Genomic DNA, 26635 nt, shown 5'->3' with positions numbered 1-26635 from the left:
GCGGCAACTCGCACACAAGCGAAAGCATCCGCTCATATTACATATTATACGACAAAATGTCTTTTTTTTATTATATAACACAAAAAGAGCGTTGTCAATCACTTTGCCACTTTGGTTGTTGGCAGATTACATGGGCAACGATCAACTACTGCCTGCTTACAACATACAGTTGGCAGTTTGCGACCAGTACAGCCCATTTCATCGTGTTCCAGTTGCCAATGCAGATTATAGAAGATTCAATAATCACCTATTTTACCAAGAAAAAAATGAAAAGTTCATGAAACTCCCTATGTGCGAAAAAGAGAGCAAGAGTGAAAATATCATGACAACCCTCTATCGTGCCACAAATTTTCCACTAGATGAGGAGGGCAACATTGGTTTACCCCAACAGAAAGCGGTTCTTTTTTATGCGCACAACGTCGGTAAGAGGTAATCAATTTGGCGCACAGAGGAGTATTATCTAAGCCTGAGTGCTACAAGAAAACAGCTAGAACCTTTTAAAAAAGTGTAAATGTCAACAATCTACTTGACCATTGACAGCGAATTAGTTTACCACTTCTTGTAGTTGGGAGACCTCGCCTGCGTGTTGGGCGCGGAAGGGGTGCTGGGAATTCATGTTCAACACGAAAGGTCAATCGGTCAATCATAGCCGCCATCATGGTCTGATTTTCAAACATGGTCATCCACTGAGAGAAGGGGAGATTAGTTGTGACGATAATACTTTTTCGTTTGCTTCGGTCTGCGATGACTTTGAATAAAAGTTCCGATTGATGACGATTGAATGTTAGATAACTCAGCTCGTCAATGATGAGCAAATCACACTTGGTAATCTGTTTTTCTAGGCGCAAGAGACGGTGGTTATCCAGCGCCTCAATGAGCTGGTTGGATAGGTTTGCCGCAGTATAAAAACGCATATCTAACCCTGTCAAACAGGCCTTGAGCTCCAAGATGATGGAGAGGTGGGTTTTGCCTGCTCCGGGGTTACCAATCATCACAATATTTTGACGATTGCTCGCAAAATCACAGCTACTCAGTTGTCCGATTTGCGCCTTAGATACGTGCTCCAAATGCTGCCGCTGGAACTCTTCTAAGGTTTTGATGTAGGGGAATTTGGAGACCTGAATGCACCGCTTTCTGGTGCTTTCCATCCGATTGTCCAGTTCGCCACGGAGTAATTCCACCAGAAAATCATCATAGCCTTGGTCTGGATGCAACTTTTCACCACATCCTCAAAGTGGTGAAAAGTTGGCATGCGTAGCTGCTTGGCATACAGCTCAATAAGCCCCTGATCCCGTTCGTCCATTAAAACTCACCCCATATTTCTGGTCATAAAAAGATAAATCCGTCTGCTGGATTGCTAGTTCCATGGGAAATGGAATGACCTTGATTGTGTCCAGTTGACTACGTAAATTTGCTAAGGTAGGAGCATCGCAAAGCTGTACCTTGAGGGCTAGGATTTTATCTTCGCCAGGCTCCATTGTGTCTGATTCTTTCCGAAAACGCGAGAATACTCCACAATATTATCCTTATCACAGTGGATTTCTAACCTTTCAGCGAAGCCTTTTACAGTTACCATTTTGCGGAGGAACTGGACTGGAACAGAATAATTGTTGCCCTCGAAACGAACCGTGGAATAATCGCCAACAACGGGTGTTGCAATGCGAGCCGTCTCAAATTGGTAGGTTGGAATTGGCAGCAAGCAACGAGCTTCCACGGCATATCGCTCTGCTACAGCGTGCTGACGGTCTGCGATTTTATGGGTGTTTCGATAGTGCAAACAGGCCTGCACAAGTTGCTGATTCAGGCTGTCCATGTTGGTAACTCTGGGCACTGGTACAAAAAAGTTCTTCCGTGCGTAAGCAACCAACCCCTCCACCAAACCCTTTTCATTGCCTTTTGCAACATTGCCCTAAACGACTTCCTTCGGTCGCAAAACTCCGTTTTGAATCCGTATACCAGCATGAAAATCTTTGTAATAGACCAAGACTATCTGCCAGTGTTGGAACTGCAACCATAACACGGGCGAGATGAACAAAGTGGCATAGTACACGGCGTCCGTGATACTGTGATACATCCAAAACCTAAATGCGTCCAATTTGCGTCCAAAAAATGAGCGTGAAAATGTGGTGAAAATTTTATGACAAAAAACATCCTATATTTTAGAAATTTCTCTAAAATACAGGATGTTTTGCTTATTATAAGTTGTGGGTTTTTGGTGCAGACAACACCTGCAAACCAAGGGGTGTCACTCCCACTCGACAAGTTTTGTTATTGTTTTGAATATTTTTGCTGTAAAAATGCCGTTTTATGTGTATTTATATTTCATATTATACACGGTATTTGGAGGTTGTCAAGATGGTAGTATCATGGTGGTAGCGGAGGAACTATGCAAAGAGGGGGCTTGACCTCCATTACCGCAAAGGTGGAAGTCCTCGTATAGTTAAAAACGCTTTTACCGTAGAAGAGAACTCTTTTTCCTCTTTTGATTCCTCATGCAACTCTTGTAATAAAACTTTTTTCATATCCATATTATCCTCTTTATCCCAAGATTGCAGAAGTGACTCGATATGTCGGATTCGATCTTCTCTCCTTTCTATTAATTCAGCTCTGTTGAGCTTCAATATTTTTTCACTGATCTCAGCTCTCCGATTCCCTATAATCGGAAATATAAAATTCCCCACATCTTGTAATACTTGGCTTGGGTCATCTTCATACGGGTTAATCAATGGCAAATCGGCATTATAATATGATTTTTTCCCCGAGCGATTACAAATCTCACACGCTATTGTCAAATTGCTCCATTCAACGTATAAGTCTGGACGTGCATCTTTTCGCTTTGGTAAAATATGTTCAACATCCCCATACGAATTATGTTTTACTTTGCTTTCGCAATAAGCACATTTCTCGAAAGTTTCTTTTTCCAATGCTTTTCTAATTGCTGGGCTATTGTATCTTTTAGCTAATCCCTCGCTTGGTTTAACGCCTTTTGCTAAACAATCACAGTATTCTTTCGTCCATTTTTCTGCATTATCAGTTAACTCCTGAGGTTTTTCACCTTTTACAAGTTTAATCATACATGTGCTTCCTTTCTACAACTTTCGAAATTGTATTAGGTATGTAATCACTCATCCCAATCGATGATAGCTGATTTTTCAATTCTTTAAGAACATCTGAATTAAATTCCTTGGAGCTATATTCCTGAACTATTTTTTCGAGAGATACTTCCGCCCAAGCTGGGATAGTCGTATCTATTCCAAGCACATCCCTGAGAATTGCGTTAGATGTACCTGCCCTATTTATGTAATCTAGTTTCTGTGAGAAAACCTGGCTACACTCATTGTAATTCAACACATACACATTCGAATCCTTTTGAGAGCTAATCATAAATGGATTATGTGTCGCTACAATAAATTGAACATTGGGAAAAGCTGCAATCAAATTTCCTAAAAATGATTTTTGAAGTTCTGGATGCAAGTGATTCTCTGGTTCATCAAGTAAGGCAACAAATTTTTCGTTTTTGTCAGCAAACATGTATAACTGCCATGTTATATCGATTATTGAAGAAATTCCTCCTGAAACAGCATCTATGGGGAAATCACCTGTTTTGGTGCACAAAATAACTTCAGGCATAACTACATTAATGGTCTCAAACTCCAATTTGGGGGGTAATACTACTTTTAGTATTTCTATATAGCCTTCAAATAATTTTTTCGCACTCTCGTTTTTAGAAACAGCCTGATTTCCATATCCGAATATTGCAAGTGATGCAAGCGTTTCTTTTATGAGAGTGGTTGCAGAAATCTCTGTTGAATTCCTAAATGTGTCAAACACAAATGTTTTGCTGAAATCATAGTACTTTTTGTAGATTTGCTCGCGAGTCGAGATTACAGTCGGTATGGCTTTCACGGCTTTGTATGGAAAGGTTGGTCTATGTGAATTTATGTATACCCCGTCAACTTGGGGCTTTCCTGATATTGTAACACTATATGTACCTGTTGTAATATTTTTTGGCGCATGTAACGCAGAAATTTTACCATCCGAAAATTCTAATTCACCTAGTTTATTGATACTATTAACAGGATTATCTTCACTTTCTTCAATAAAGCTTTTTTCTATTTCATTAAACAGTCCACTACGGTATTGTGCAGTTCCATCTTCGTCTTGATTATAATTGCTCACAAATTTAGAGTTCCATCCTGTTGCTTGCGATAGCAAATTAAGAATCGTGGTTTTCCCTGCTCCATTTGCACCTGTTATAATAGTTAAATTTCGATGAAATTCGATATCGATTTCTGAAATTTGTCGCCAATCTTTTATATTCAATCTTCGAAACAAAATGATTTCCTCCTCATCAAACTATAGCTCCATATTATTGATTGTCTTCAAACTCTCCAAATCTGCAAGAGAGCGCCCATATCTAGGAATCTCTTTAGAGGTAATCCGCCAAAGGCCTGACACTCTCACGCCAAAGCGACTTGTGTCCTCTCTAGCGGTTGCCTTTCCATCAACGAACTTCCAGCGGCCACCTCTACTCTTATGCTAGGGTTGCTAACAGATGTGAAACTTGTCCTCATGTCAAATAAAGGAAACCAATACTTCGGTCATAAGATTTCCCTCACTTCAGCAAGCATCCAGCCAACTGATTTTCTTTAGGCATATAATTATCTATTTAAACCGCACCTGCATATTCAGATTCAAATAAACCTTCCCATCCTCCTGATACAGTGAAGCGAACTTATGCCGTGAGGTAGATCCTCGCTCAAACTTCGTCTGATTGAGCAGATATGATTCAAAGAATGCCCGGTTATAGATGTGGTAGGCCAGTACATCGCCCTTGGAGGTTACGATGATATAGCCACCATTGGCCTCGTCGATGCCGTCCCAGTTCTTCGCTGGTGTCATGCCCAGTGCGGCAGAACAGAGTAGTTTCTTGAACTTATACTCATAGAATCCCTCGTTGGGATAGCCCATAGGATTCTCCTGCTCCAGCTTGTCCACAACGTCCTTGCAGTACGCAAGGCCATCACGGTAGTGACAGACCAGCGCATGAGCTACTAGCTCACCCAGTCGACTGTCAATGAGCATCATATTTCTGGCAAAGGTATCACTCGCCACCTTCGTAAAGTTTACCGAAGTTGCCTCAGTGAAAATGCGGCTCATTCTATCCTTAATCATGGTCTTGGATGTCTCTTTGGTGATAGCGTTGATACTGTCAATCTGCTCTTGGGACAGCCCATGCACTTCGTAAATGAAGTTTGTTGCCCCTGTTGCGTTAATCAGCGTAGGAGCATTGCCTACCTCAGACTTAATGCTAAAGCCACAGACAGGCGCAAATCCAGTCTGAATATCATGAATCTGCATGGTGATGTCCGTCTTATCAGTGGAGGGAGCCGCCAGACGAGTACAGCCAATCTGTCCCATGAAGTCCTCGGTCTGCTCCACAGCAAAAGCACGGTCTTTGCCTGCTATAATCTGTGTGTAGAGGTGGTCAGCTTGTTCCTCGAATGTCTGTTGTTCAACCTCGCCAATCAATTCACCATTAAGATGAATCTGAACTTTGGGGGCATCCTGTCCCACGACATACTCGTATTTCTTGCTCTTAATTTCTTCACGAATGATTTTCAAGATGGGGAAATAGGTGTCTGCTAGTCGCTGGACATTCTCATCCGCAGCGTGTATTTTCCCTTGCGCCAACAAACGTAGCAATACATACATCTCGCTCCATTCGCCCTTGTTCCCTGTGATGTTGCTCGGCATGGTCAAGTACCTCCTTTATCTTTTTCGCAATCGCTTCAATCACTGGCACGGTCACTGTATTGCCAAACTGCTTATACAGATGCACATCGGCCAGAGGTAATTTATAGGTATCGGGGAAACCTTGCAGTCTCGCCCATTCACGAGGGGTCATCTTACGGATGCCCTCTCGATTCACTTCGCCCTTGATATGGGTGACAGGGGTATAATCGGTAAGCCGGTCATCTACAATGAGATTTCTCTCCCGGCCCATACCACCGCATACAATCGCCCCAGCAATGCCATCTAAGGGACGCACCTCGTACCCGAAGCCGTTGCCCTTCGCCTCATGGCGAGCCTTGTGACGGCGCAGGGTATCCATGTAGGTGGTGCTGAGATAATACTTGACAGAGACGGGGTCTTTCTCCAAAATATCTTGAATGGTCTTCTTGCTGTCAGTAGGCTTGGGGAAGGTAAACCTAGAGCTATCAATGTCATTGCGGAACGCCACGATATAAATGCGCTCACGGTTTTGAGGCACACCAAAGTCTCGGCTATTCAACGTCTTGTCATGGTTGGTATGTACGGTGTAGCCCAGATCGTGGAAGGTCTTTTTGATAATTTGGAATGTGCGTCCACGGTCGTGAATGAGGAGTCCCTTGACGTTCTCCGCAAAAATCACCTTTGGTTTGTGCTTCTCGCAGATACGAGCCACGTCAAGGAACAACGTCCCCCGACATAACCCCTTGTAATCATCATCAAAGCCCTGCCGCTTGCCAGCCATACTAAAGGCCTGACAAGGAAAGCCAGCTAGACAAATATCAAAGGCCGGGATATTGGCCTCGTCCACTGCTGTAATATCACCAGCAATGGGGAAGTTATCTTGGAAGTTTGCCCGGTAGGTCTTTTGTGCATGGACATCCCATTCGCTCACAAAATTGGTCTCAATCTCCTCGCCAAAGGCTCTCTCAAAGCCCAAGCGAATGCCGCCAATACCAGCAAATAAATCTATACTCTTATATTTCTGATTCATCGTAATACCTATCTCTTTCAATCCGTCAGTTTTGTAATTTCCATAATGTCACCGATGTCGCAGCCCAGAGATTCACATATCTTGATGAGTACATCGCTTTTCACGGTTTCATTGCGACCAAGTTTCCCGATGGTAGCTTGGCTCAGGCCAGTGATCGCCATCAGGTCTTTTTTCTTCATGTTTCTGTCGATTAGCAGTTTCCAAAGGTTGTTGTAACTTGCTGGCATATTATCACCCCTTCGACTTATTATAACATAACGGTGTTTTGATTGAAAGTAAAAGTTATGCGTTCGCATAGGTTTTTTAGGCGATGAAACGACGAAGGAATCGCTCCTCCTTTCCTAATACATCCTACCAATCACACTTTTATATATTTGCACAGTAGGTGCTATGCTGTCACGCCAGTTCTTACTATCGCATTCTATTGTTCTATCACTGATAGTAAATAGAATAGTGATAGAAAGGGGCTTCCAAACCGGAAACCCCTTCTCTACTATTATCCGATTACCCCCAATTCCTTTAGCACTCCAACACAATCCCGCATCCCCTGCTGATAGAGCCTCTCCCCATCCCTCTCCAGAGACAGACACCGTGCGAACATCACCTCGTCTACCATGTGTTTCTCATCTTTGGTAAGGTTAGTCTCCAGCATCTCCTCCTGCTGGATTTCAATCACTCGACGGTGACGGTACTCCTCTGTCTTGCCGTACTGCTCACGCTCCGTTTCCATACGAGCATTGATAAATTCAAACCAGTCTTGATTCATAGTCGCTCCCCCTTATGCGTACACGATGTCACGAAGGACGATTTCCTCAGCACAGGCCTTGTAGTTGTTCATCAAGCCCACCCAGCGCATTTGGTCACGCATTTTCAGCGCACTGTCTGTACCCTCTTTGGCGGCCATCTGTGCCACGATTTCATTCACCATATTCCGTGCCTCATCGTCCACTCGGTGGAGCTCTGCGGACAGCTTGCCGCTGGTGAGTAGGATTGTGAACTGCACCTTACGATGCTCCTGCAAATAGCGTTTCCGCATCAGGCCGTACTTGCCCAGCGGTCTGGGGTCTTGGGGCGGTAACTCCAAATCGGGGTAGTACATTCCGTCCTCTGCCAGTGTGTAGTGCAGGCCGTTGACCTCGTTGTAATATTTATCTTTCATCATGTGCATCTCGCTTTCTGTTTGGATATAAAAATTGGTTTAGTTTCTCTCGGAGTCCCAGTCGGTCAATGAAATCCATTGCCCGATCCAGCTTCTTTTTCAGTCTCTCATAATCCTGTTTCAGCTGAGTGACACTCAGCTGATCTCGCACGGAGCGAAGGGTGGTGTTCTCCTGTTGGAGGGTCTGGACTTCTGCTTGCAATGCGCTATTTTCTTCTCGCAATGCGCCCTCACGACGTTCTGATACAAGATATTTCTGCCCCAAGGTCATAACACCCTCGAACTCCTTTTTATCTACCACGACCTTGCTTTTATCTAACACAGCAGGTTTTACCTCTATGGAGGAAATTTTCTCCACAGCAACCTGTTTCTTACCAATGGCATCCAGTGTCTTTTGCTGACGTTTGACCTCAGAGGTCAGTTCCTTCAGCTCACGCTGGCGCTCCTGCTTTTTGTAGTCCATGACTGCGAGATGTTGGTTGTGGGTGCCCTTCTGCTCCCACTCAATGCCGTGCTCCAACATGACTTCTGCAAGTTGCGCCTTCTCGGACTGTACCCACTGATTCCACTCGGTTGCCCCTCTGGAGCCACCAGTGAATCCCTGTGCGGTCAACGCCCCTTTCAGCGACACTCTGGTATCCAGTCCTCGCTTGCTCCCTGTGGTGAATGGCACAAAGTCGATGTGAAGATGTGGGGTGGCCTCATCCATGTGGAGGTGAGCGGAGAACACCTGAAGATATGGATTTCTCTCTTGGAACTTGCTCATATAGTGATCCAAAATTTTTGCCGCTACTTCTCCCTCTGGGGTAATTGCACTGCAATCCTCCAGACTGCCCACTTGGACAATCAGCTCATGAAATGACTTCTCCTGCTTGCCAGTGCGAATCTTTTTATAGTAGTCTGGAATCTGTCGATCTTGTCGTTTTTGCTTTGCGTTGAATCGCTCCAGAGCCTCATCGAAGAGAGTGTGATAAACTGACTGGATGGGCTGATTGATGTAGCAACGGTTGAGTGGGGTACGTTCAGGGTCAGTATTTTCAGCGTGGAAGGCACGGGTGTTGTGGTTGACGGAGCCTTTGCCCACACTCATGCTAATGGTACGTTTCATTGTCGTTCCTCCTTTCGCCGCCCAGCGGCGGGGTTTTGTTACTTTTGTCAAAAGTAACGCAAAAGCACTTTTGACACTGCGTATCATAAGTGCCCTGCGCTCTCCGAGGGAGTTTCGGGGGCATCTGCGGATGTAGGTTTCCCCACAGGACACAGGGGCGTGACACGCCCCTGTATTCTGTTCCGAGGGAAAGTTACCAGCGGTAGCTCTCACGGTAGCCTTTCAAATCTAGGTACTCCTGCCGTGCTTTCTCACGCTCCTCTGGGGTGGTGGCAGTCTTGTATGCGGAGTAGAGCCGTCTGCCCACCAGAGCATTCAGCTTGGTCTCTAGGGCTGTCTGGATTTCCTGTTCCTGCTCCTCATCGGTTTCGTTGAACAGGTGGCAGTTGAGAAGCTGGATGAATAGGGTTTCGGGGATTTGTACAGTTTTCATTCGCTCACTCCCTCCAATCCATCCATCTGCGTCGATGTGTCGATGTTTTGAGGGGTGGGGGTACCCCTCAAAACATCGACACAATCGACACGCTTGCTCAAGGTGATGACTTTTCCACTGTGGGTACGACGATTATCATAGTCAATGCCGTACTCACTGATGAGCCTGTCCACGCTGACATTCAGCTTACGAGCAAGGGTATTGGGCTGTAACTCTGGCTCGTCCAGCAGTGCCAATAGTTCACTGGATGATCCCTCCCAAGTCGGTGCCTCTGCCGTCAGCAGTCTCGCCACTTTCTCCAGCAGAGGGTCGGGCGGTGGTGTGGTGATTTTTGTCTCCGTCTTGGTCAAGTTCCAGATGCAAGTATCTGTATCAAAATCCAGATGTAACCGCTGATCCTGCTGGTCTCGCCCTACAATATCAATGGTGGATTTACCCTCGATGCGGTTGGCCTTCTGCATTACAAAGGCTCCATCGGCGGCACCCAACAGGCCGTTACTGCCCGAAATCAAATCCGCAATATCACTAGAGCCTTGCTTTCTGGTGTGGTGGACGATAAGCAGGCAAATGTTCCTGTTCTCGGCAAAGCCTTTTAGCGCATCCATAATTTCATAATCGGCATCGTAGGCATTCTGCTCCTGCTCCTTGTCACGGATTTTCTTCAGGGTGTCAATGATAATCAGTCGGGTGTTCTTATGGGATTCCAGAAATGCTTCCAGCTGGTCGGGCAAGCCCTCTTTCAGCTTCCTTGCCATGATTGCCATGTGAAAATCGTCGGTGCTCTCAGTGCCATACATGGTGGATAGGCGGTGCTGGAGTCGTCCATAATTATCCTCCAAGGCCAGATATAACACCTCGCCACGGTGGACGGGAAAGCCCCACAGGGGGATCCCTTTGCTGACGGCATATCCCAGCTGTGCCATGAAGAAAGACTTACCCACCTTGGGGGCACCTACAAACAAGTAGGTGCCCTCGTAGAGGAAATTTTCAACGATGGCAAGCCGTGGTGGGTATACGGTATCGAACAATTCCGTCATAGAAATCGTCTGTAAATCATTGCAATTTGGTAGTTTGTCTGCTACAATAGTCTCAGTTAATATTTTGAGTGACTGCCCTCCATCTGCGCCAACAGATGGGTTTAGGGTGGTCGCTTCTTTTTTATGCTCTGACATGGGTTTCCTCCTTCAATCCGTTTAGGGTCAGGGTAATCAATTTGATGGTTTCTAAAAGTTCGCTATCTACCTCCCTCACTCCCTCCAGCTTCTCCAGTACCTTGGTCAACTCGTTCCGAAGGGCTTTGTAGACTCTGGGATTGCCCTGCACCACAATGTCTCGCTGGTACATTCGGCTGATGAGATACTCCTGCTTGGACAGCCCAGAGAGTCGTGCGGCGGTCTCGAACTGTTCCCATTCCTCTGGCGATACCCGAAAGGCCACGGTCTTGTTGCGCCAACGGTTTTTCTTATCCACTACCTTTAGAGACACGCTGTTCCACCTCCTTCACCATTGAGCCTATTTGCCAATTCCACCTGTTTGGAGGGGAACATGTGAGCATAGTTGAGGGTGATTTGGATGCTCTCATGACCCATTCGTGCCGCTATCGCTGTAATGTCAAAACCCAGATTGATAAGCAAGGACACTGCGCTGTGTCGAAGGGAATGGATCGCTATCCGCTTCACCCCTGTCTCTTTGCAACCACGGGTCATCTCGCAGTGGAGATAGCTCTTTGTGATGAGGAACATACGGTCAGTAGGCTTAATTTTATAGAGGGTCTGGATGTACTCTTCCACCTCCTCACAGAGGAACTTAGGAAGCTGGATGACACGATTGCTCCGCTCCGTCTTAGGGGTAGTAATCAAATCCTCTCGCCCCATTCGCTGATAAGACTTGCTGATGGTGACTGTCTCTTTGCCAAAATCAATGTCGCTGGGTGTCAGAGCCAACAGCTCGCCCACTCGCATCCCCGTCCAGTAGAGCATCTGGAACGCATAGTAGGACACAGGCTTGTCTCGCATGGCATCGGCAAAGGTGAGATATTCCTCCTTCGTCCAGAATTCCTTCTCCTTACTCTTGGACTTGCCCATGTTGCCCACCTTGCTGGCAGGATTTTCTTTCAGGTGATAGAACTTCACCGCATGGTTGAAAATAATGGAGAGCTGGGTGTGAATGGTCTTGAGATATACGGGAGAATAGGGATTCCCATGCTCATCTCGGTAGTTGATGAGGGTGTTTTGCCACTGGATAATGTCCTTGGCGGCAATCTCGCTGATCATACGATTGCCGAAGTAGGGAAGGAGCTTCTCACGGATGATGTGCTCCTTGGTTTTCCAAGTGGTGCGCTTCAAGCGGCTCTGCATATCGCTGGTGTATAGCTCCACGAAACTCTCGAAGGTCATATCCAGATTGGAGGACAACTTATTCTGCTGTTCTCTCTCCCACGCCAAGGCCTCTCGCTTGGTGGAGAAACCACGCTTACTGCTCTGCTTCTTTGCTCCTGTCCAGTCGGTGAAGCGATAAATGACTCGCCAACCGCCTTTTTCATCTTTGTGTACTGACATATTCTACTCCTTTCGCTGATAACAGTATTTTTCCTTGAAATACTCGGTATTGACCTTGCCTGCGATGGTGTGAAACCCCTTCGCCTTCATTTCTTTGTTCAGGGTCTGCACCACCTTATAGGCAAATGACTGCGACACGCCCAGAAATTCTGCTACATCTGCGGCTGTCATAAAACCATTGTTCATACTATACCTCCTTCTCGCACTAACTATTTTCGTTTAGTGCACATTTCAATTATACTAACTACTTTCCGATAAGTCAAGTGGTTTTCGAAAAAATCCTAACTGAATTATTTTAGTTTATATTGACGTGTACTGATTATCTGTGGTATACTTCATTTAATAAAAATTCTTATTCAATAGGAGGACATGCTATGGCAACGGGTGAAAGAATACAATTTCTTCGCAATTTAAGAGGCATGACCCAGAAGTGGTTGGGTGTTGAAGCTGGATTTCCAGAGCGGTCCGCTGATGTGCGTATCGCACAATATGAAACGGGTGGCCGTATGCCAAAAGCGGCACTGATCCAGACCTTATCTGAAATTCTACAGGTCGACACTCATGCTATCACCGTACCAGATATCGACTCTGCCCTTGGTTTAGCTCATACCCTTTTTGCCTTGGAGGATATCTATGGACTGAAAGTCGCCAAGCTCGACGGGCAGTATTGCCTTCGTGCTGAGAAGAATCAGGATGGTGAGAGCCATTCTGCCTTGGACTTCTTTGAGGAATGGCACAAGCTGTCCCAGCAGTATGAGAATAGTGAGATCACCAAAGAGGCCTACGATTATTGGAGGTACTATTTCCCCACGCCCATGCTAGAAGATAAAACAGCAAGAGCCGCAGCGGATTTTAACCCAGAGGAGCACCAGCACAATCTGGGCACATCCCAAGTGTGGGCAAAGTCTATTTCTCATGAACTAAGTGATTTACTTCAGGATGCGATGGAAGATGAGGACTAATTCCATAAATAGATAAGGGGGGATTTCCTGTTGATGTACGAAAATTCGGTTACTGAATTCCTAAACACTCAGCTAGTACCTGTGCAAAAGCGGTTAAAGAAACTTGAAATGCTGCGAAGTAAATTTTTACAGACCTATCCAGCTGAATTGATTCGGGAGATTACCCTCGATGAATATGTCGTAGGCAAGGGAAGTCACACTTCTTTTTGTTACCAACTTGAGACAACGCTACGAGAGTATGGTAGCATCAAAGGTGGCTCGACTGCTGACAAAAAGTTCGGATTATACTACAGCAAGGACGATGGCGACTATAAAAATTTAAAGCGATGGGGCGAGGATTCGTTGACCGCTTTTAGTGATATCCTTACAGAAATCTCCAAACTGGTGGAGTGGGGACAGGATCTTGACTTAGATGCAATTTCTAGCAGTAAACTTTCACCCATGTTTAGGGGGAAAATATTATCTGTATACCTGCCAAATGACTATTTGCCAATTTTTTCGACACGCCATGTAGAGCACTTCCTAGATAAGCTCAATGTGCCATATTCAAAGGCTTCAACTATTGAAGCAAAAAGAAATCACTTGCTCGACTTCAAAAATTCCTCCGCATTTTCAAAGTATGACAACTATGTATTTACACAATTTCTGTATTGGTGGTGTGACCCATCTATTACGGAAAATACATTGAGTGAAGTCGAAGTAGAGCATTTTCTTAATGCCACAGATATCAATGCCTGCTATATCACCGAAGAAAAACTAGTTCGGTATAGAAGATTGAATCAGAAAATCTTAACAGATTTGAAAAAACTATACGACAACAGGTGCCAACTGTGTGGCACCCAAGCTGGTATAGAGTTTGGGCCTCCTGTTGCTGAAGCACATCATATTGATTATTTTTCAAAATCTCAGAACAACAACCAGAACAATATCATCGTCCTATGCCCAAATTGCCATTCTATCCTACATCGAAACAATCCTACATTTGACAAGAAAGATATGTCCTTTGTATTCAAAAACGGGAAAAGGCTGCCGCTAATACATAATGAACATCTATAAAAAAAGAGCGAACTGACTCCAGAAAAGTCAGTTCGCTCTTATCTTTTAGTTACTTATGTTGCCATTTTGTTGCCACAAGTGGGGTTAAAAGTCTCGAAAGCCTTGATATTACTAGCTTTTTATGACTTTAATCCTCACTCCCACTCGACAAGTTTTATTATTATTTTCGATATTTTCGCTGTAAAAACACCGTTTTCGGTGTATTTATATTTCATATTATACACGGTATTTGGAGGTTGTCAAGATGGTAGTATCATGGGGGTAGCGTATGACTTGCTAGCCTCATGCGCATATCTTTGCATCTAAAATTTCCCTCTATACACTATATATACATTTTTTGTTAACTGTTTTGCTTCAATTCCGTTTTCATTCTCTTCGATTAGAACATTAAAACAATCTTTGGACAATCGGCATATAATATAATTTCCCATAGAAGATTTATATACTTTATATCCCAAATACAAAAACCATGGGCACAAACGAATATAGTCTCCCGACGTAGCTATAATTCCCAAAATCAAAAAAACAACACTTAATATACCCCAATTATAACCTGCTTCGGATTTTGTTAAAAATACCAGAAACACAGGTATAAGGAAAGCTATAATTTCTATAGTACTATTTTCCTGTATCGTTTCATATAAACGACAATTAGACTTGAATCGATTGATGCTATAAAATATTATCAGCGAACAAGATACAACAACCAGAAATATAATTGTCGATATTGAAAATAACTCCTTAAAATATACTCTTTCTAGCACCGGTTTCCCCAATGCTACGCATTTACTATAAAGCGCATATCCTCCTGCTAGAACATATATAGGAAAATATGACACAAGATATAGTAACCATTTATAGAATGTCGTCACCACTATAACTGTCCCTCTGCAAGCGCTACACCTGTTCTTTGAGCAATTAAAGATTTAAAATATGAATCCGACATCAAATTGATGATATGAAACAGTTGGGATTTTTCTCGGTATATCAATCTTCCATCTTCTGTGAATTGAATGTCTAATTCCAAATCTGTCACTATTTCTACCACCCTTTCATAATTCTCAAAAAACAATGGCAATCGTTCCTTGGTCATAATTGAAGTAAACCTTTTCATAACACGAATGTCGCCAACACAGTCGCTAGTAAAAAGTTCAATATTTTCAATTACATTTTCGCTGAGAATTTGTCCTAATGCTTCTTTAGTTTTCTTAAGGAACTCGTCTCTATAGTTGAAAATTCTCTCTAAGGAAATATGATTTAATAAGTATAGTGTATCATTAAACCCTATCATATCCACAATACCATCAATACCTAAAATATCATTATTTATAACATTCAGTTCATTATCGATAATACTAGTGATAAACCCCTTACGTATTCTTTTCATTTTTGGAAATTGGCGGTATAAATACAAATTTTCTGAGTCAACTGTAATTTTAACGCAATAAAAATCAATGGACTGAACTTTTAGCGAACTCAAGTCCATCTTTATTTTCTCTTTTGTAAGGCTTTGCATAAACACGTCAACTGCAGGAATTGCTTCCATTGATATAGATTCTAATTCTCCATCCAATGCGCCTTCAGGCCTATACTCAACCAAAGAAAGTTCTGCTAATTGGGTATTGACATACGAAAACATTGTCCTCCATATTTCATTTTGCACATCGCTAGATATTGCAGGTTTATGTGTTACATATTTTATATTTTCACCGTTTGAAATTCTGTGTGAAAAATAAAGCTCCATACAATTATCTGGCCTTGACGTATCAATTTTAGAAAGAATCTTTTTCAAATCATCCATTATAAAATCTCCTCATTTAGTTTGTATGTTTTCGATTCACTGTAGCAAATATAATAGAATCCTGTCCCACAGCACCAAATATATCACAAAATAATCCAATTTTCAACCAACCATACCTCAAAGTCACTATGCTCCAAAATCGCTGATGCTCCCCCACGCACCTGATAAACTACCTTCATCTTCCCAAAATCCTCACTACCATCCCACTCTGGCGACTCCATATCCCCCAGCGCATACAGGCGGCAGAATCTTTTCAGCAGCACATCCGAGTGCCAATCGGGCACACTGGCAGGGCGAATGAGAGATGAAACGGGCAGCTCCTTCCCACAGGGGTTCAGTCCACGGAGTTCCTCCATAATCTCTCCAAAACGGGAGTCCACATAGATGTAATTGTTCTCGAAGATCTTCCTACTGTCTATCTCCATCATGATCACCTCGTATCGCTCAGTATGTGCCTACTTTTCGTATGCAAATATTAAAAATTGCTTCTTAAAAGCAGTTGGCATTAGGCCAGATAACTCTGCTTAATCTCCTCCAAAATCTCCACATCTGCAGGACAGAACTCATAGCCATCAATCTCATCAGGAGTAATCCAATCGAAGGCCTGATGCTCTAACTTCTGGGGCTCGCCCTCCGCTATTTCAGCGTGGAACAGGGTGAGATGAACGGTCAAATCTGGGTAGACGTGGGTCACGTCCATAAACTTGTCTCCCACGGAGACGGTCACACCCAGTTCCTCCTGGCATTCACGCACCAGAGCCGCTTGGTGGGTCTCACCAGACTCTACCTTTCCGCCGATAAACTCCCAGAGGTCACCTCTGGCCTTATGACTAGGGCGCTGGCAGATGAAAAACTTGTCCCCACGCCAGATGAGGGCGGCAACTACTTCGGTCATAACTTTCCTCCAAATCAGCCTGCGTCCAGCTGGCTGGTTTTCTTTTGGTATTTGGCAGGGATAGGTGCTTCCAGTCGCCAAGTGATATTCATGGGGCGTTCTCCCTTATGTCCGCCATACTGGGCAGTACCCAAGAAGGTGTAGGGCGATGCGCTATTCGTCACTGCATCCGACTTATTCTCACGGACAAACAGCAGGACATAGCTGCCCTTCTCCTTATGATGAATGTACCGCTGACCTGTGGCCGAGTGCGACCCCGTGGTGCTCTGGCTCTGCCAGTGAAACAGAATATCATTGATGGAGTAGTCATGGTACATGGTGGTTGGGGAGTAGAATTTCTCCGACTTATTCAGGGTAATGAAGAACAAATCAGTCTGTTTTTCAGGCAGATACTTCACACCTTCACGGACGGTATTGGGCTTCATAAAGCCCAGTGCAACCAAAATTTGATCTCTGGTATATGTACAGTGCACATCCAGTGAACAGGGATAGGGCAATTGAACAGGGCTATCCACGAAATCAATGTTGTCGTATTGATAAGCCAGCAGCTCCAACAGCTCACCGCAAAGCACAGGACAACTGCGCAATTGACGTACACCATCCAGTGCATTTTCAAAGCCGCAGTCCTGCCACGATTTCTGCCAGATGGTGAACTGGAGCATGTCCAGCATAGGTAATTCATTTCCAGTTGTCGCTAGACAATCAGTCGTCAAAATTCGCTGTAAAAACAGGATAAAACGGCGAGAATCGATGTAAGTCAGACGGACGAGAGTCTTTTGCACAATGGTCTCTAGTGGCTCATCGAAGTCCTCTCGCACCCCTGCCATGACACACATCCGAGAGAAACTATCCCAGCGGAGCAGTGCTTTGGGCTCTAGGTGGTGATAGCGGAGGAAATTTCCCATAGTGAGAGGCAGTCCGCTGTCCTCCTCAAATGTAGCAATACGGGCGACAAAGGCGGCTTTGCGTCCAAAATGGCTCTTGATATTGGCCAAAATATAGCTCTGCGCTACTTTTTCCAATTGGATATAACACCCCTTGGGCAGCGTCAGGAAACCATCTTGGATTTCCTTCTGAACACTGCGATTGGACGGGGTGAGCATGGCGGAGAACTTACTCTCGAAGTTGTACTTAGCGTGGGCTTGTCCGATGAAATCTAGTACCGTGAGGCACTCCTTGCCATCGGCCAGACGGAGGCCACGTCCCAGCTGTTGCAGAAACACGGTGAGGGACTCGGTGGGACGGAGGAAAAGCACGGTGTTGATTTCGGGGATGTCCACGCCCTCGTTATACAGGTCCACCACGAAGATAAACCGAATGTCTCCGCTGACCAGCTGTGCCTTGGCAGAGTTTCGCACCTCATCAGGAGAATCACCTGTCAGATGGATACTGGGGATGCCACGGCTATTAAAGTGCTCACTCATGAACTGGGCATGGGCGATGGAGACGCAGAATCCCAAGCCCTTCACATCGTTCATGTCGGTGACATAGCGGTCAAGGGCAGTGATGACACTATCCGCACGGCGACTGGCCACGGCTCCGCTGAGGGTGTAAACGTTGGAAAGCTGAGCCTTATCATAGCCTCCAGCGCCCCACTTCACCTCAGACAAATCCACATCATCGGTGACGCCAAAATACTGGAAGGGACAGAGTAACTTACGATCAATTGCCTCTGGCAGACGGATTTCCGCGGCGATACGGCCGTTGAAATAGTCCAAAATATTCTGACCATCCATACGCTCTGGGGTGGCGGTAAGGCCCAGCAGAACTTTGGGCTGATAGTATTGGAGTAATTTCTGATAAGTGCGTGCGGCGGCGTGGTGGAACTCATCCACCACGATATAATCGTAAAAATCAGTCGCTGTTTTCTCGGTGAAATCCTGAGAATTCAGGGTCTGGATAGACATAAATACATGATCAATAGAGTCAGGGCGATGACTGCCCACAAAGAGCGCACCGAAGTTGGCATCCTTTAGCACCCCACGGAAGGTGTACAGGCTCTGCTTCAAAATCTCCTCACGGTGGGCGACAAAGAGCAGGCGGCAGGGGCTCTTTGGATTTTTTCTGCGGAACTCCTTATAGTCAAAGGCGGAAATCACCGTCTTACCAGTACCTGTGGCGGCCACAACCAGATTGCGGAATTGACCGTGGACAGTACGCTCAGCCTCCAAGTGGTCAAGAATTTCCTGCTGATAGGAATAGGGGTGGATATCCAGCGCATATCCGCCCTCTTCACTGGCGCTTTTATAGTGCTCCGCCTTGATGGCACGCACCAGACGGTCGTGCTCCTCTGGGGCGTACCGCTCAAAGGCTCTGGCATTCCAATAACTCTCAAAGGTGGCGCCGATTTTGTTCATCACCTCGGGCAAATCCTGTTGAGTGACTTTGGTATTCCACTCCAAACCCGAAGAAACAGCGGGCTTAGACAGGTTGGAGGAGCCCACATAGGCGGTGGAAAAGCCCGTATCACGATAGAAGATGTAGGCCTTGGCGTGAAGACGTGTGGACTTGGTCTCGTAGCTAATGCGGATGGTGGTGTTGGGCAGTTTCTCAAGCTCTGCGATGGCCTTGGGGTCGGTGGCACCCATGTAGGCCGTGGTGATGATACGCAGGGTGCCGCCATTCTGTGTGAAATTACGTAGCTCATCAATGATGAGCCGTAGGCCACTCCACTTGATGAAGGAGACCAGCATATCCATACGGTCGGTGGAGGCAATTTCTTTCTTGAGTTCTACGTACATCTGGGGCTCATGGGCGGCACCAGTGAACAGGGAGCTCTGGGCGATGGAGGTCTCAGGCCGTGGCAAATCCTTGGCGGTTTTACCTAGGGCTAAGAGAGGGTCTCGCTCTTGCAATAGTCCCCACAGTTGTTGTCCTTGGGCATCTACGGAAAGTTCAGAGAGGGATGGCTCCCCTGTTTCCTGCTGAATCAGGTCGATGATGCGATTGGTCAGCTTCACCTGTTGGGTGAGATCGCTCTCTCCCTCCCCTGCAAGCCGCAGACCATGCTGTACCACGTCGGTCAAATACTGAGCCAGCACACCAGCCGCCTCGCCGCTGTCGATGGGCGCAACGGATTTACGCTCCGCAGGAATTTCTTCCAGCGCAGTTTGGGTGGCGGTGTTGATGACCTGCTCGTATAGTCCTGGTTTTAGCATGGGTGGCCCTCCTCACAGTGTTTTGGAATTCTCATAGATATTTTTGCCATCTTCGTACTTATATAAATTAGACTGTCAAATCATTATTTGATAAAAACGCTACAAAAGCAGCCATTATTTTTGAGCTACGAGCCACAATATCTTTCTCTTCAAAATCGTTTGCCGTATTTGCAAGATCATTTAATTCGTGTACTCTTGTGCCGTCCTTCTTTTGGTTACGACTATTCGTAAATCCTAAGTAATATTTTTTCTTATCGACAAATCTATAGTCAGCAGCTCTAATATTGATGCGTTTTTCAAGTAGTGCCTTATTTCCTAACGCCTCAAGATTACGTCCATCGGTCAATGATTGCTCTTTGTCCTGCCTGTTACGGGCATAAATGTGTTCGATTTCTAATACTGTTTCAAGAGGCATCAAAGACTGATCCTCGCTTTGGAATGCCCACCAAGTTACCATTGATTTTGTAATTGGACGACCATTGTTGAAACTGAAATTTGAAAACATACTATTAATTTTCGCTGCATCAAATTTGAAATCAGAAAATGTAATAGGCTGATTATTTACGATATTTATCATCTCTGCATATACTGGAGTTCGAAGCGCATTTACACCTGGATTAGTAACAGCATACGTCCAGATAAATCCTGTGATTTTATCAAGAAATACGCAGAAAGCATCCTCCTCTAGCATTCCTTCTGTATCCTTATGCTGCATAAAATATACAGACAAAAAATATGTCCACATACCATTAGGAGCATAATTTAGTACAAATAGGCGGCGAAGAATACGAGCAGAAAATCTATCCTTATCTTGATTGGATACATCATTCCAGAAATCAGCAAGAACAATTAAGTCATCTAATGTATCTTGGTTTTTGAGCAAAGCATAGCCGTCTTTCTCATAAAATTTACGTAGGGCTTCTGTTGTTGATGATTTTATGCCTTTTTTTGCACGGACAAAGTACATATATCGAGTAAACAATTCGTCCATTGGCGTACCAGAAATGGGATGGAATATTTTTTCGCAAAGTTCTTCGAGAGCCTTCCATTTTGTAATGAAAACATCCTTTTGACCTTGTGCTGAGTAAAATTTATAGAATTGCGCCTTGAAAATATCTGCATCTGACAATGGCTTGCCTCTATCATTCAGAGTGGAGAAAATACGCAGCGCCGTATCCTGTGACTCTGCTTCAATTGGTAACAAAATGCAGTTATTCATGATTCGTGTAGGCAGATAAGCGAAGTAACTAGGAAATCTATCAAGGAAAGCCTGGATACTGTTTTGGAAGAAGCGATAGTTTTCCGCATAACGGCTTTTTTGCCCTTTGGACGCATCACCTGTTCGCAAAATTTCCAAAAATTCATCCTTATCTTTGTCTGTAGCTACTTCTGAATCAATTTTCAATGCATTCATATCAGGCTCGCCAAATTCATCAGTTTTCCATAAACATTTTTCAATATTTTGTTTTGTGGAAATGGATGCTCTATCCTGCATATGACTGAACTTAGAATAGAATGCACGCAGCAAAAGCATGAGTGTAGTCAAGCGCTGTTGTCCATCTATTACTTCCATTTTAGTATTCTCTTGGTTTTTGAATGTTACGATGGGGCCAAGGAAATATTCGCTGTTGCTATCAAATTCCGTGCTTCCGTCATCAGGAATTGCAAATGTGAAAATATCATCCCACAAAGTCTGGCATTCGTTTTCACCCCACGCATAGGGCCGCTGATAGTCAGGAATAAGGAAATCCGAACGCTTATCCTGAAATAACCCCTTAATAGTTTTCTGGTCTACATTTAATTTCGACATTTAATATACCTCCATCACACTATTTTATATAAGCATCTGTTCTTTCCAGCAAAATGGATTTTCGTGTTATATCAATCAGAATACGGCACCTTAAAATAATCCAGATAGGCCTTAAATTGATCCTGCGCACTGAGGCAGGTATCCAACAAGAAACCTCTCTCTCGCTTCCATTCGTGGAGACCACGGTAATAGAACATCTTGGTCTGCTCTCCGATGATAAAGGGGGTGACGTTGTTGCGCAGGCACTCCTTCAGCATAATCAGTCGTCCCACACGGCCATTTCCGTCTTGGAAGGGGTGGATAGACTCAAAGGCCACATGGAAGGCCACAATGTCCTCGAAGGCCTTTTCCTTGGTTGCGTTATAATCGGACAACAGTGCTTGAATTGCTTGAGAAACGTCCTCTGGTGAGGTTGTCTCCTGCCCACCCACTTCATTGGGAAGTTTTTTGTAATCACCAGTTACAAACCAATCTTTGCGGCTGTCGCTGGTGCCATGCTTCAGGGTGAAATGAAGCTGTTTGATGAGCTTTTCTGAGAGGGCATTGCCCGCTTGGGCGATCACCATATCAATGCACTTAAAGTGGTTGGCGGTCTCCACGATATCATCCACATTCATGACCTCATTGTCGCCACCAATGGTATTGGTTTCGAAGATATAGCGTGTCTGATCATGGGTCAGACGGCTGCCCTCGATATGATTGGAGTTATAGGTCAGCTCAATCTGAATTTTGTGGTAGATGCCACCAGAGATTTTTGCCGATTGTTCATTACAGAGCACATCAAGAAGGGTATCAGAAGTCTTTTGCTTTTTATTTCCGTGAGTTGGCTTCACAGCATGCTCAGGCACATTCCACGTTTTACCCGTTAAAAAAGCCCCATCAATGCGACCTTGGGCGCAATAATTGCGAACAGAGCGTTCCGACACGCCCCACTTGACTGCAATTTGAGCCACCGATAAGAAATTCACGCACTTCACCTCTAATAAATATTAGTGCCATTATTATACCACAGTGTCGGCAATAATACAAGCAGATTGAGTGATATATTTTTGCCGATAACGGTAAAAATAGGTGGACAGCTACTCTGAGCTGCCCACCTATTTCATTTATAATACCCCCAACACCCTCAACACCTCAACACAATCCCTCATCCCCTGCTGATACAGCCGTTCCCCATCCCTCTCCAGCGACAAGCACCGTGCGAACATCACCTCGTCCACCATGTGCTTCTCGTCTTTGGTGAGATTGGTTTCCAACATCTCCTCCTGCTGGATTTCAATCACCCGCCGATGGCGATATTCTTCTGTCTTGCCGTAATGCTCACGCTCTGTCTCCATACGAGCGTTGATAAATTCAAACCAGTCTTGATTCATATTCTTCCCTCCTTATGTGTACACAATATCTCGTAAAACAATCTCCTCTGCGCAGGCTTTGTAGTTATTCATCAGCCCGACCCAGCGCATTTGGTCTCGCATTTTCAACGCACCGTCCGTGCCCTCTTTGGCGGCCATCTGCGCCACGATTTCATTCACCATATCCCGTGCCTCATCGTCCACTCGGTGAAGCTCAGCGGACAGCTTGCCGCTGGTGAGCAGGATGGTGAACTGCACCTTGCGGTGCTCCAGCAAATAGTGCTTCCGCATCAGGCCATACTTGCCCAGCGGTCTGGGGTCTTGGGGCGGAAGTTCCAAATCTGGGTAGTAGCATCCGTCCTCTGCCAGTGTGTAGTGCAGGCCGTTGGCCTCGTTGTAATATTTATCTTTCATCATGTGCATCTCGCTTTCTGTTTGGATATAAAAATTGGTTTAGCTTCTCTCGGAGCCCCAGTTTGTCGATGAAGTCCATCACTCTGTCCAGCTTCTTTTTCAATCGCTCATAATCCTGTTTCAGCTGAGTGACACTCAGCTGATCTCGCACGGAGCGAAAAGTTGTGTTCTCCTGCTGAAGCTGGATATTTTCCTGTCGTAGCGACTGCACTTCCGACTTCAAATTTTTGTTTTCCACCTGCATCCTCTTAGATTTTTTCTGGGCTGTCACCTGCTTTTTTGCCAGTGATTTCAGGTCATCCAAATCCGTTTTGGCTACTACCACTTTGGTTTTGTCCGTGAGGGTAGGCTTGGCGGTCACGCTGTCAATCTCCTGCAACTTGACTTTCTTTGCGGCGGCCTCCTGCTCCATCTGATCCAGTCGTTCCTGCTCCTTCATGGCCTTGAACTCGTCTGGCTTCATGTGCTTGTCTTTACTATTGCGCTCGCCACGCTCCACATCGGCATATCCTGCCGCCTTCATATAGTCAAAAAATCTATCTTGGAGCTTGCTGTATGAAGGGATTAGATGGGTCTCTCCATCCTCATCCACCGCCTTTTCTGATAACCATTTCTTAGAGTCACTGACCTGCATAATGATTTTCTTCACAGTGCCAACCAATGCCTTGTCCTTGCACCGCTTCGTCCACAGGACTTGCTTCTCCACCACAGGCACATAAACCACATGGAGGTGGTAGTGGAACACGTCGTATCCCAGCTTCTCCGACAGCGCTCTATTACGTTCATCAGCGTGCATCACTGCTGACAAAATGTACTGCTCGCCACCCACTTCCTCCATCGCCATACGGTAGGCATGGGCAAAGAATTCTTTGGCATATTCATATCCACCACGATCCTCGAAGTAGGCCGAGTTCACATCAAAGACCATCTCGTCAATGACTTTAGCATTCGGCTTCAGTCCTCTGGTAGAGATGATTCCCTCCGCCACCATGCGGTCAAAATCAGCGGCATAGCCCTCTGCGGGAGTCTTAAATTGGACGTTGAGGTGGCTGTATGAAAGTAATATATCGTTGTTGGAATAGCTCTCGTTCTTACGCTCATTGTGTCGCTCACGAATGCCAACGCTTCCCTTTTGGTATCCGTTGTTTCGCACTATGGTACGGTCAACACCATCATTTCTAGCCATAGCTTTCCTCCTTTGTTGTTATTTTTTTGAGTAACCACGGAGATTGGCTCATACCTTTCCGAAAGTATATTACCCACTATGACACTTTCACTTCGTGCAAAGATGTCGTGGGCTCTCCGAGGGAGTTTCGGGGGAATCCCCCGTGACCGCGGTCACTCCCCCACCCAGCACCGACCTATCGTGAGACGGTCGGTACTGGGCATCTGCGGATGGGGGTTGGGTGCATACCCAAACGGTATACACCTCTTCGGGGAGGGCTATCGTGTTTCACGGTAGCCCCTGCGTAGACGGGGGAACGTTTCGTTCCTCCCTCTCAAATCCGTACCCGAATGCCCTGCAATGCGTTGGTCTTAAATCCCACCAGATACCACTCACGCTGGCAACCCATTTCGATGCGTGTGCCTTTCCAACGGTTGCCCACTTTGACCTCGAAGGCCTCGCCACAGTGGAGACCTCCGTAGAGTTCTTGCTCATCGAAATAGATGTCATATCTGCCCTCGTATTTGTTGTAAACCAAAATGCCTTCTCGCATTATATCGTCCTCCTATATGATGTTTGCCTTCCCCACAGGACACAGGGGCGTGTCACGCCCCTGTATTCTGTTTCGAGGGAAAGTTACCAGCGGTAGCTCTCACGGTAGCCCTTCAAATCTAGGTACTCCTGCCGTGCCTTCTCACGCTCCTCTGAGGTGTCGGCGGTCTTGTAGGCTGAGTATAAGCGTCTGCCCACCAAAGCGTTCAGCTTGGTCTCTAAGGCTGTCTGGATTTCCTGTTCCTGCTCCTCATCGGTTTCGTTGAACAGGTGGCAGTTGAGAAGCTGGATGAATAGGGTTTCGGGAATCTGTACGGTTTTCATTCGTCCGCACCCTCCTCCAAGGAAGTTTGCAACATTGCGGTAGGCTGGACTCCTGCACGGTTGCAAGGTTGGTTTTCTGGCAATGACCAGTACCATTTCCCCTGCCTCTTTCTGGACTTCACACCCAGCTTTTTCTTCACTTCGTCCATCACTCGCTTGGAGATTTCCTTCACTCGTGCCTTCTGCATAATGTCAGCTTGGAGGACTTCGCCATTCTCTAAAACCTCAAGCAAGAGCGCCTCTGCCAGCTTGGTTTTATTGGCTCGGACTTCTCCTGTCAGTAGTTCGTCCACCGACACATCACACTCCCCGACAAAGCGAAACCCAGTCTCTCGATTCAGCTCAAAGGAGATAGATTTCCCCTCTGGGGCGAGGCTGGATTTGCACTGTGCTACCACTCGCATTTCAGGGTTATCCTTCATGCGACCCACCACCAAAACGGATCTAGCCACTGCTTGGAAGTCAATAGAGCCCAGTCCTCGGTAAGAGGATTTCCCTCCGCCCTTGTTCATATGACCCACCAAAATAATAGCGCAACCATGCCTCTGCGCCATCGCTCCCACACGCTTCATCACGTCCCGAATCTCGTTGGCGGCATTCATGTTGACACCATCGCCCAAGTAGGCTTGGATGGGGTCAAGGATAACCATGCGAGCACCTGTCTCCACGATGGCCTGCTCCAGCCGTTCATCCAGCAGAGTGAGACTCTTTTCCTCCTCGTCAATGACCTTGATTTGGGTGCAGTCTGCGCCACCGTCCAGCAGTCTGGGCTTGATGGTATCGCTCAAGCCGTCCTCGGCGGTCTGGTAGATGATGTTGATTGGCTCACGCTGGGTCTCATCACAGGGCAACGCTTCGCCCTTGGACAGCATCGCCGCCAGATGAAGCACCACAGTGGTCTTTCCCTCCCCGGGGTCACCTTGGATGATGGTGATTTTGCCGTAGGGAATGTAGGGGTACCAAAGCCATTCCACCTCGGTGGCCTCCACATCCTCCATGTTAATCAATTTAAGTTCGCTCAAAATATCTGTTCCTCCTTGATTTTAGGAGGGTCACTGTGGTATACTATGTTTGCGACTAGATGCCACAGTGACCCTGTTTGGTATCTCGAAAGGCTCTTAT

At 45.7% G+C, this 26635-nt stretch carries 30 protein-coding genes; 3 read left to right on the top strand and 27 right to left on the bottom strand.

The window, feature by feature from the left end; translation table 11 throughout:
* Positions 1 to 118: 118 nt before the first annotated feature.
* The gene (locus tag RFF05_RS09780) at positions 119 to 433 is read left to right on the top strand and encodes a hypothetical protein (RefSeq protein ID WP_409966920.1); all 315 of its coding nucleotides are present in this window, start codon (positions 119 to 121) and stop codon (positions 431 to 433) included.
* A 64-nt stretch (positions 434 to 497) separates the two neighbouring features.
* Here RFF05_RS09780 and istB read toward each other — a convergent pair whose 3' ends face one another.
* The 15 genes from istB to RFF05_RS09705 all read right to left on the bottom strand — a co-directional run bounded on the left by istB (position 498) and on the right by RFF05_RS09705 (position 12210).
* Positions 498 to 1214, bottom strand: coding sequence for an IS21-like element helper ATPase IstB (istB, locus tag RFF05_RS09775; RefSeq protein ID WP_409966919.1), 717 nt, complete (start codon positions 1212 to 1214; stop codon positions 498 to 500).
* A gap of 236 nt (positions 1215 to 1450) precedes the next feature.
* Positions 1451 to 1867 (bottom strand): Mu transposase domain-containing protein, encoded by a 417-nt coding sequence (locus tag RFF05_RS09770; RefSeq protein ID WP_409966918.1) that lies wholly within the window; start codon positions 1865 to 1867, stop codon positions 1451 to 1453.
* A gap of 544 nt (positions 1868 to 2411) precedes the next feature.
* Entirely contained in the window at positions 2412 to 3074 is a 663-nt protein-coding gene (locus RFF05_RS09765) for an HNH endonuclease (RefSeq protein WP_409966917.1), read from the bottom strand.
* Complete coding sequence (locus tag RFF05_RS09760) at positions 3067 to 4335, bottom strand: AAA family ATPase (RefSeq protein ID WP_409966916.1); 1269 nt, start codon at positions 4333 to 4335, stop codon at positions 3067 to 3069. The genes RFF05_RS09765 and RFF05_RS09760 overlap by 8 nt, the downstream gene beginning before the upstream one ends.
* A gap of 330 nt (positions 4336 to 4665) precedes the next feature.
* Positions 4666 to 5757 (bottom strand): HpaII family restriction endonuclease, encoded by a 1092-nt coding sequence (locus RFF05_RS09755; protein WP_409966915.1) that lies wholly within the window; start codon positions 5755 to 5757, stop codon positions 4666 to 4668.
* The gene (locus RFF05_RS09750) at positions 5663 to 6766 is read right to left on the bottom strand and encodes a DNA cytosine methyltransferase (RefSeq protein ID WP_409966914.1); all 1104 of its coding nucleotides are present in this window, start codon (positions 6764 to 6766) and stop codon (positions 5663 to 5665) included. The genes RFF05_RS09755 and RFF05_RS09750 overlap by 95 nt, the downstream gene beginning before the upstream one ends.
* 17 nt (positions 6767 to 6783) lie before the next feature.
* The gene (locus RFF05_RS09745) at positions 6784 to 6993 is read right to left on the bottom strand and encodes a helix-turn-helix domain-containing protein (RefSeq protein ID WP_409966913.1); all 210 of its coding nucleotides are present in this window, start codon (positions 6991 to 6993) and stop codon (positions 6784 to 6786) included.
* Between the two features lie 269 nt (positions 6994 to 7262).
* Complete coding sequence (locus RFF05_RS09740; RefSeq protein WP_409966912.1) at positions 7263 to 7532, bottom strand: hypothetical protein; 270 nt, start codon at positions 7530 to 7532, stop codon at positions 7263 to 7265.
* Between the two features lie 12 nt (positions 7533 to 7544).
* Positions 7545 to 7928, bottom strand: a complete 384-nt coding sequence (locus RFF05_RS09735) for a TnpV protein (protein WP_409966911.1) — start codon at positions 7926 to 7928, stop codon at positions 7545 to 7547.
* Positions 7915 to 9033 (bottom strand): plasmid recombination protein, encoded by a 1119-nt coding sequence (locus tag RFF05_RS09730; protein WP_409966910.1) that lies wholly within the window; start codon positions 9031 to 9033, stop codon positions 7915 to 7917. The genes RFF05_RS09735 and RFF05_RS09730 overlap by 14 nt, the downstream gene beginning before the upstream one ends.
* Positions 9034 to 9226: 193 nt before the next feature.
* On the bottom strand, positions 9227 to 9466 hold the full coding sequence (locus tag RFF05_RS09725; protein WP_409966909.1) for a complexin-2: 240 nt from the start codon (positions 9464 to 9466) through the stop codon (positions 9227 to 9229).
* Positions 9463 to 10638 (bottom strand): AAA family ATPase, encoded by a 1176-nt coding sequence (locus RFF05_RS09720; RefSeq protein ID WP_409966908.1) that lies wholly within the window; start codon positions 10636 to 10638, stop codon positions 9463 to 9465. The genes RFF05_RS09725 and RFF05_RS09720 overlap by 4 nt, the downstream gene beginning before the upstream one ends.
* Entirely contained in the window at positions 10625 to 10951 is a 327-nt protein-coding gene (locus RFF05_RS09715; protein ID WP_409966907.1) for a plasmid mobilization protein, read from the bottom strand. The genes RFF05_RS09720 and RFF05_RS09715 overlap by 14 nt, the downstream gene beginning before the upstream one ends.
* Complete coding sequence (locus RFF05_RS09710) at positions 10942 to 12024, bottom strand: tyrosine-type recombinase/integrase (RefSeq protein WP_409966906.1); 1083 nt, start codon at positions 12022 to 12024, stop codon at positions 10942 to 10944. The genes RFF05_RS09715 and RFF05_RS09710 overlap by 10 nt, the downstream gene beginning before the upstream one ends.
* A 3-nt stretch (positions 12025 to 12027) precedes the next feature.
* Complete coding sequence (locus RFF05_RS09705; protein WP_409966905.1) at positions 12028 to 12210, bottom strand: DNA-binding protein; 183 nt, start codon at positions 12208 to 12210, stop codon at positions 12028 to 12030.
* 188 nt (positions 12211 to 12398) lie between these two features.
* On the opposite strand from RFF05_RS09705, the gene RFF05_RS09700 reads away from it, so the two are divergent.
* Together RFF05_RS09700 and RFF05_RS09695 are read left to right on the top strand one after the other, a co-directional pair.
* Complete coding sequence (locus RFF05_RS09700; protein ID WP_409966904.1) at positions 12399 to 12986, top strand: helix-turn-helix domain-containing protein; 588 nt, start codon at positions 12399 to 12401, stop codon at positions 12984 to 12986.
* Between the two features lie 33 nt (positions 12987 to 13019).
* Positions 13020 to 14042: an HNH endonuclease gene (locus RFF05_RS09695; protein ID WP_409970101.1), complete on the top strand. Its 1023-nt coding sequence runs from the start codon at positions 13020 to 13022 to the stop codon at positions 14040 to 14042.
* An 874-nt stretch (positions 14043 to 14916) separates the two neighbouring features.
* Here the strand turns inward: RFF05_RS09695 and RFF05_RS09690 are convergent.
* The 12 genes from RFF05_RS09690 to RFF05_RS09635 all read right to left on the bottom strand — a co-directional run bounded on the left by RFF05_RS09690 (position 14917) and on the right by RFF05_RS09635 (position 26535).
* Positions 14917 to 15843 (bottom strand): Kiwa anti-phage protein KwaB-like domain-containing protein, encoded by a 927-nt coding sequence (locus RFF05_RS09690; protein ID WP_409966903.1) that lies wholly within the window; start codon positions 15841 to 15843, stop codon positions 14917 to 14919.
* 83 nt (positions 15844 to 15926) lie between these two features.
* A complete protein-coding gene (locus RFF05_RS09685) occupies positions 15927 to 16271 on the bottom strand; it encodes a hypothetical protein (protein WP_409966902.1) in 345 nt (114 codons plus the stop codon).
* 77 nt (positions 16272 to 16348) lie between these two features.
* The gene (locus tag RFF05_RS09680; RefSeq protein WP_409966901.1) at positions 16349 to 16738 is read right to left on the bottom strand and encodes a (deoxy)nucleoside triphosphate pyrophosphohydrolase; all 390 of its coding nucleotides are present in this window, start codon (positions 16736 to 16738) and stop codon (positions 16349 to 16351) included.
* A 14-nt stretch (positions 16739 to 16752) separates the two neighbouring features.
* Positions 16753 to 19896 (bottom strand): DUF3427 domain-containing protein, encoded by a 3144-nt coding sequence (locus RFF05_RS09675; protein WP_409966900.1) that lies wholly within the window; start codon positions 19894 to 19896, stop codon positions 16753 to 16755.
* A 67-nt stretch (positions 19897 to 19963) separates the two neighbouring features.
* Positions 19964 to 21706: a DUF262 domain-containing protein gene (locus RFF05_RS09670; protein ID WP_409966899.1), complete on the bottom strand. Its 1743-nt coding sequence runs from the start codon at positions 21704 to 21706 to the stop codon at positions 19964 to 19966.
* A 71-nt stretch (positions 21707 to 21777) separates the two neighbouring features.
* The gene (locus tag RFF05_RS09665; RefSeq protein WP_409966898.1) at positions 21778 to 22674 is read right to left on the bottom strand and encodes a Fic family protein; all 897 of its coding nucleotides are present in this window, start codon (positions 22672 to 22674) and stop codon (positions 21778 to 21780) included.
* 138 nt (positions 22675 to 22812) lie between these two features.
* On the bottom strand, positions 22813 to 23079 hold the full coding sequence (locus RFF05_RS09660; protein ID WP_409966897.1) for a hypothetical protein: 267 nt from the start codon (positions 23077 to 23079) through the stop codon (positions 22813 to 22815).
* Between the two features lie 12 nt (positions 23080 to 23091).
* Entirely contained in the window at positions 23092 to 23475 is a 384-nt protein-coding gene (locus RFF05_RS09655; protein ID WP_409966896.1) for a TnpV protein, read from the bottom strand.
* Positions 23462 to 24658, bottom strand: coding sequence for a plasmid recombination protein (locus RFF05_RS09650; protein WP_409966895.1), 1197 nt, complete (start codon positions 24656 to 24658; stop codon positions 23462 to 23464). The genes RFF05_RS09655 and RFF05_RS09650 overlap by 14 nt, the downstream gene beginning before the upstream one ends.
* A 313-nt stretch (positions 24659 to 24971) precedes the next feature.
* Complete coding sequence (locus RFF05_RS09645) at positions 24972 to 25190, bottom strand: DUF5348 domain-containing protein (RefSeq protein WP_409966894.1); 219 nt, start codon at positions 25188 to 25190, stop codon at positions 24972 to 24974.
* Positions 25191 to 25273: 83 nt separating this feature from the next.
* Positions 25274 to 25513, bottom strand: coding sequence for a complexin-2 (locus RFF05_RS09640; RefSeq protein ID WP_409966893.1), 240 nt, complete (start codon positions 25511 to 25513; stop codon positions 25274 to 25276).
* Positions 25510 to 26535 carry an AAA family ATPase gene (locus RFF05_RS09635; RefSeq protein WP_409966892.1) on the bottom strand — a complete coding sequence of 342 codons (1026 nt, stop codon included), beginning with the start codon at positions 26533 to 26535 and terminating at the stop codon, positions 25510 to 25512. The genes RFF05_RS09640 and RFF05_RS09635 overlap by 4 nt, the downstream gene beginning before the upstream one ends.
* Positions 26536 to 26635: the final 100 nt, after the last annotated feature.

Origin of the sequence: Bengtsoniella intestinalis, from assembly GCF_039719005.1 — a bacterium.
Lineage (GTDB): Bacteria > Bacillota > Clostridia > Oscillospirales > Oscillospiraceae > Oscillibacter > Oscillibacter intestinalis.
The sequence above is the reverse complement of the archived record's forward strand: the minus strand, read 5'-3'. Positions and strand labels throughout refer to the sequence as shown.

Excerpts from the sequence above, each read along its gene's own strand:
- RFF05_RS09765 (WP_409966917.1), bottom strand. The coding sequence starts at position 3,074 with ATGATTAAACTTGTAAAAGGTGAAAAACCTCAGGAGTTAACTGATAAT.
- RFF05_RS09755 (WP_409966915.1), bottom strand. The coding sequence starts at position 5,757 with ATGCCGAGCAACATCACAGGGAACAAGGGCGAATGGAGCGAGATGTAT.
- RFF05_RS09750 (WP_409966914.1), bottom strand. The coding sequence starts at position 6,766 with ATGAATCAGAAATATAAGAGTATAGATTTATTTGCTGGTATTGGCGGC.
- RFF05_RS09745 (WP_409966913.1), bottom strand. The coding sequence starts at position 6,993 with ATGCCAGCAAGTTACAACAACCTTTGGAAACTGCTAATCGACAGAAAC.
- RFF05_RS09740 (WP_409966912.1), bottom strand. The coding sequence starts at position 7,532 with ATGAATCAAGACTGGTTTGAATTTATCAATGCTCGTATGGAAACGGAG.
- RFF05_RS09735 (WP_409966911.1), bottom strand. The coding sequence starts at position 7,928 with ATGATGAAAGATAAATATTACAACGAGGTCAACGGCCTGCACTACACA.
- RFF05_RS09730 (WP_409966910.1), bottom strand. The coding sequence starts at position 9,033 with ATGAAACGTACCATTAGCATGAGTGTGGGCAAAGGCTCCGTCAACCAC.
- RFF05_RS09725 (WP_409966909.1), bottom strand. The coding sequence starts at position 9,466 with ATGAAAACTGTACAAATCCCCGAAACCCTATTCATCCAGCTTCTCAAC.
- RFF05_RS09720 (WP_409966908.1), bottom strand. The coding sequence starts at position 10,638 with ATGTCAGAGCATAAAAAAGAAGCGACCACCCTAAACCCATCTGTTGGC.
- RFF05_RS09710 (WP_409966906.1), bottom strand. The coding sequence starts at position 12,024 with ATGTCAGTACACAAAGATGAAAAAGGCGGTTGGCGAGTCATTTATCGC.
- RFF05_RS09705 (WP_409966905.1), bottom strand. The coding sequence starts at position 12,210 with ATGAACAATGGTTTTATGACAGCCGCAGATGTAGCAGAATTTCTGGGC.
- RFF05_RS09700 (WP_409966904.1), top strand. The coding sequence starts at position 12,399 with ATGGCAACGGGTGAAAGAATACAATTTCTTCGCAATTTAAGAGGCATG.
- RFF05_RS09695 (WP_409970101.1), top strand. The coding sequence starts at position 13,020 with ATGTACGAAAATTCGGTTACTGAATTCCTAAACACTCAGCTAGTACCT.
- RFF05_RS09690 (WP_409966903.1), bottom strand. The coding sequence starts at position 15,843 with ATGGATGATTTGAAAAAGATTCTTTCTAAAATTGATACGTCAAGGCCA.
- RFF05_RS09685 (WP_409966902.1), bottom strand. The coding sequence starts at position 16,271 with ATGATGGAGATAGACAGTAGGAAGATCTTCGAGAACAATTACATCTAT.
- RFF05_RS09680 (WP_409966901.1), bottom strand. The coding sequence starts at position 16,738 with ATGACCGAAGTAGTTGCCGCCCTCATCTGGCGTGGGGACAAGTTTTTC.
- RFF05_RS09675 (WP_409966900.1), bottom strand. The coding sequence starts at position 19,896 with ATGCTAAAACCAGGACTATACGAGCAGGTCATCAACACCGCCACCCAA.
- RFF05_RS09670 (WP_409966899.1), bottom strand. The coding sequence starts at position 21,706 with ATGTCGAAATTAAATGTAGACCAGAAAACTATTAAGGGGTTATTTCAG.
- RFF05_RS09660 (WP_409966897.1), bottom strand. The coding sequence starts at position 23,079 with ATGAATCAAGACTGGTTTGAATTTATCAACGCTCGTATGGAGACAGAG.
- RFF05_RS09655 (WP_409966896.1), bottom strand. The coding sequence starts at position 23,475 with ATGATGAAAGATAAATATTACAACGAGGCCAACGGCCTGCACTACACA.
- RFF05_RS09650 (WP_409966895.1), bottom strand. The coding sequence starts at position 24,658 with ATGGCTAGAAATGATGGTGTTGACCGTACCATAGTGCGAAACAACGGA.
- RFF05_RS09645 (WP_409966894.1), bottom strand. The coding sequence starts at position 25,190 with ATGCGAGAAGGCATTTTGGTTTACAACAAATACGAGGGCAGATATGAC.
- RFF05_RS09640 (WP_409966893.1), bottom strand. The coding sequence starts at position 25,513 with ATGAAAACCGTACAGATTCCCGAAACCCTATTCATCCAGCTTCTCAAC.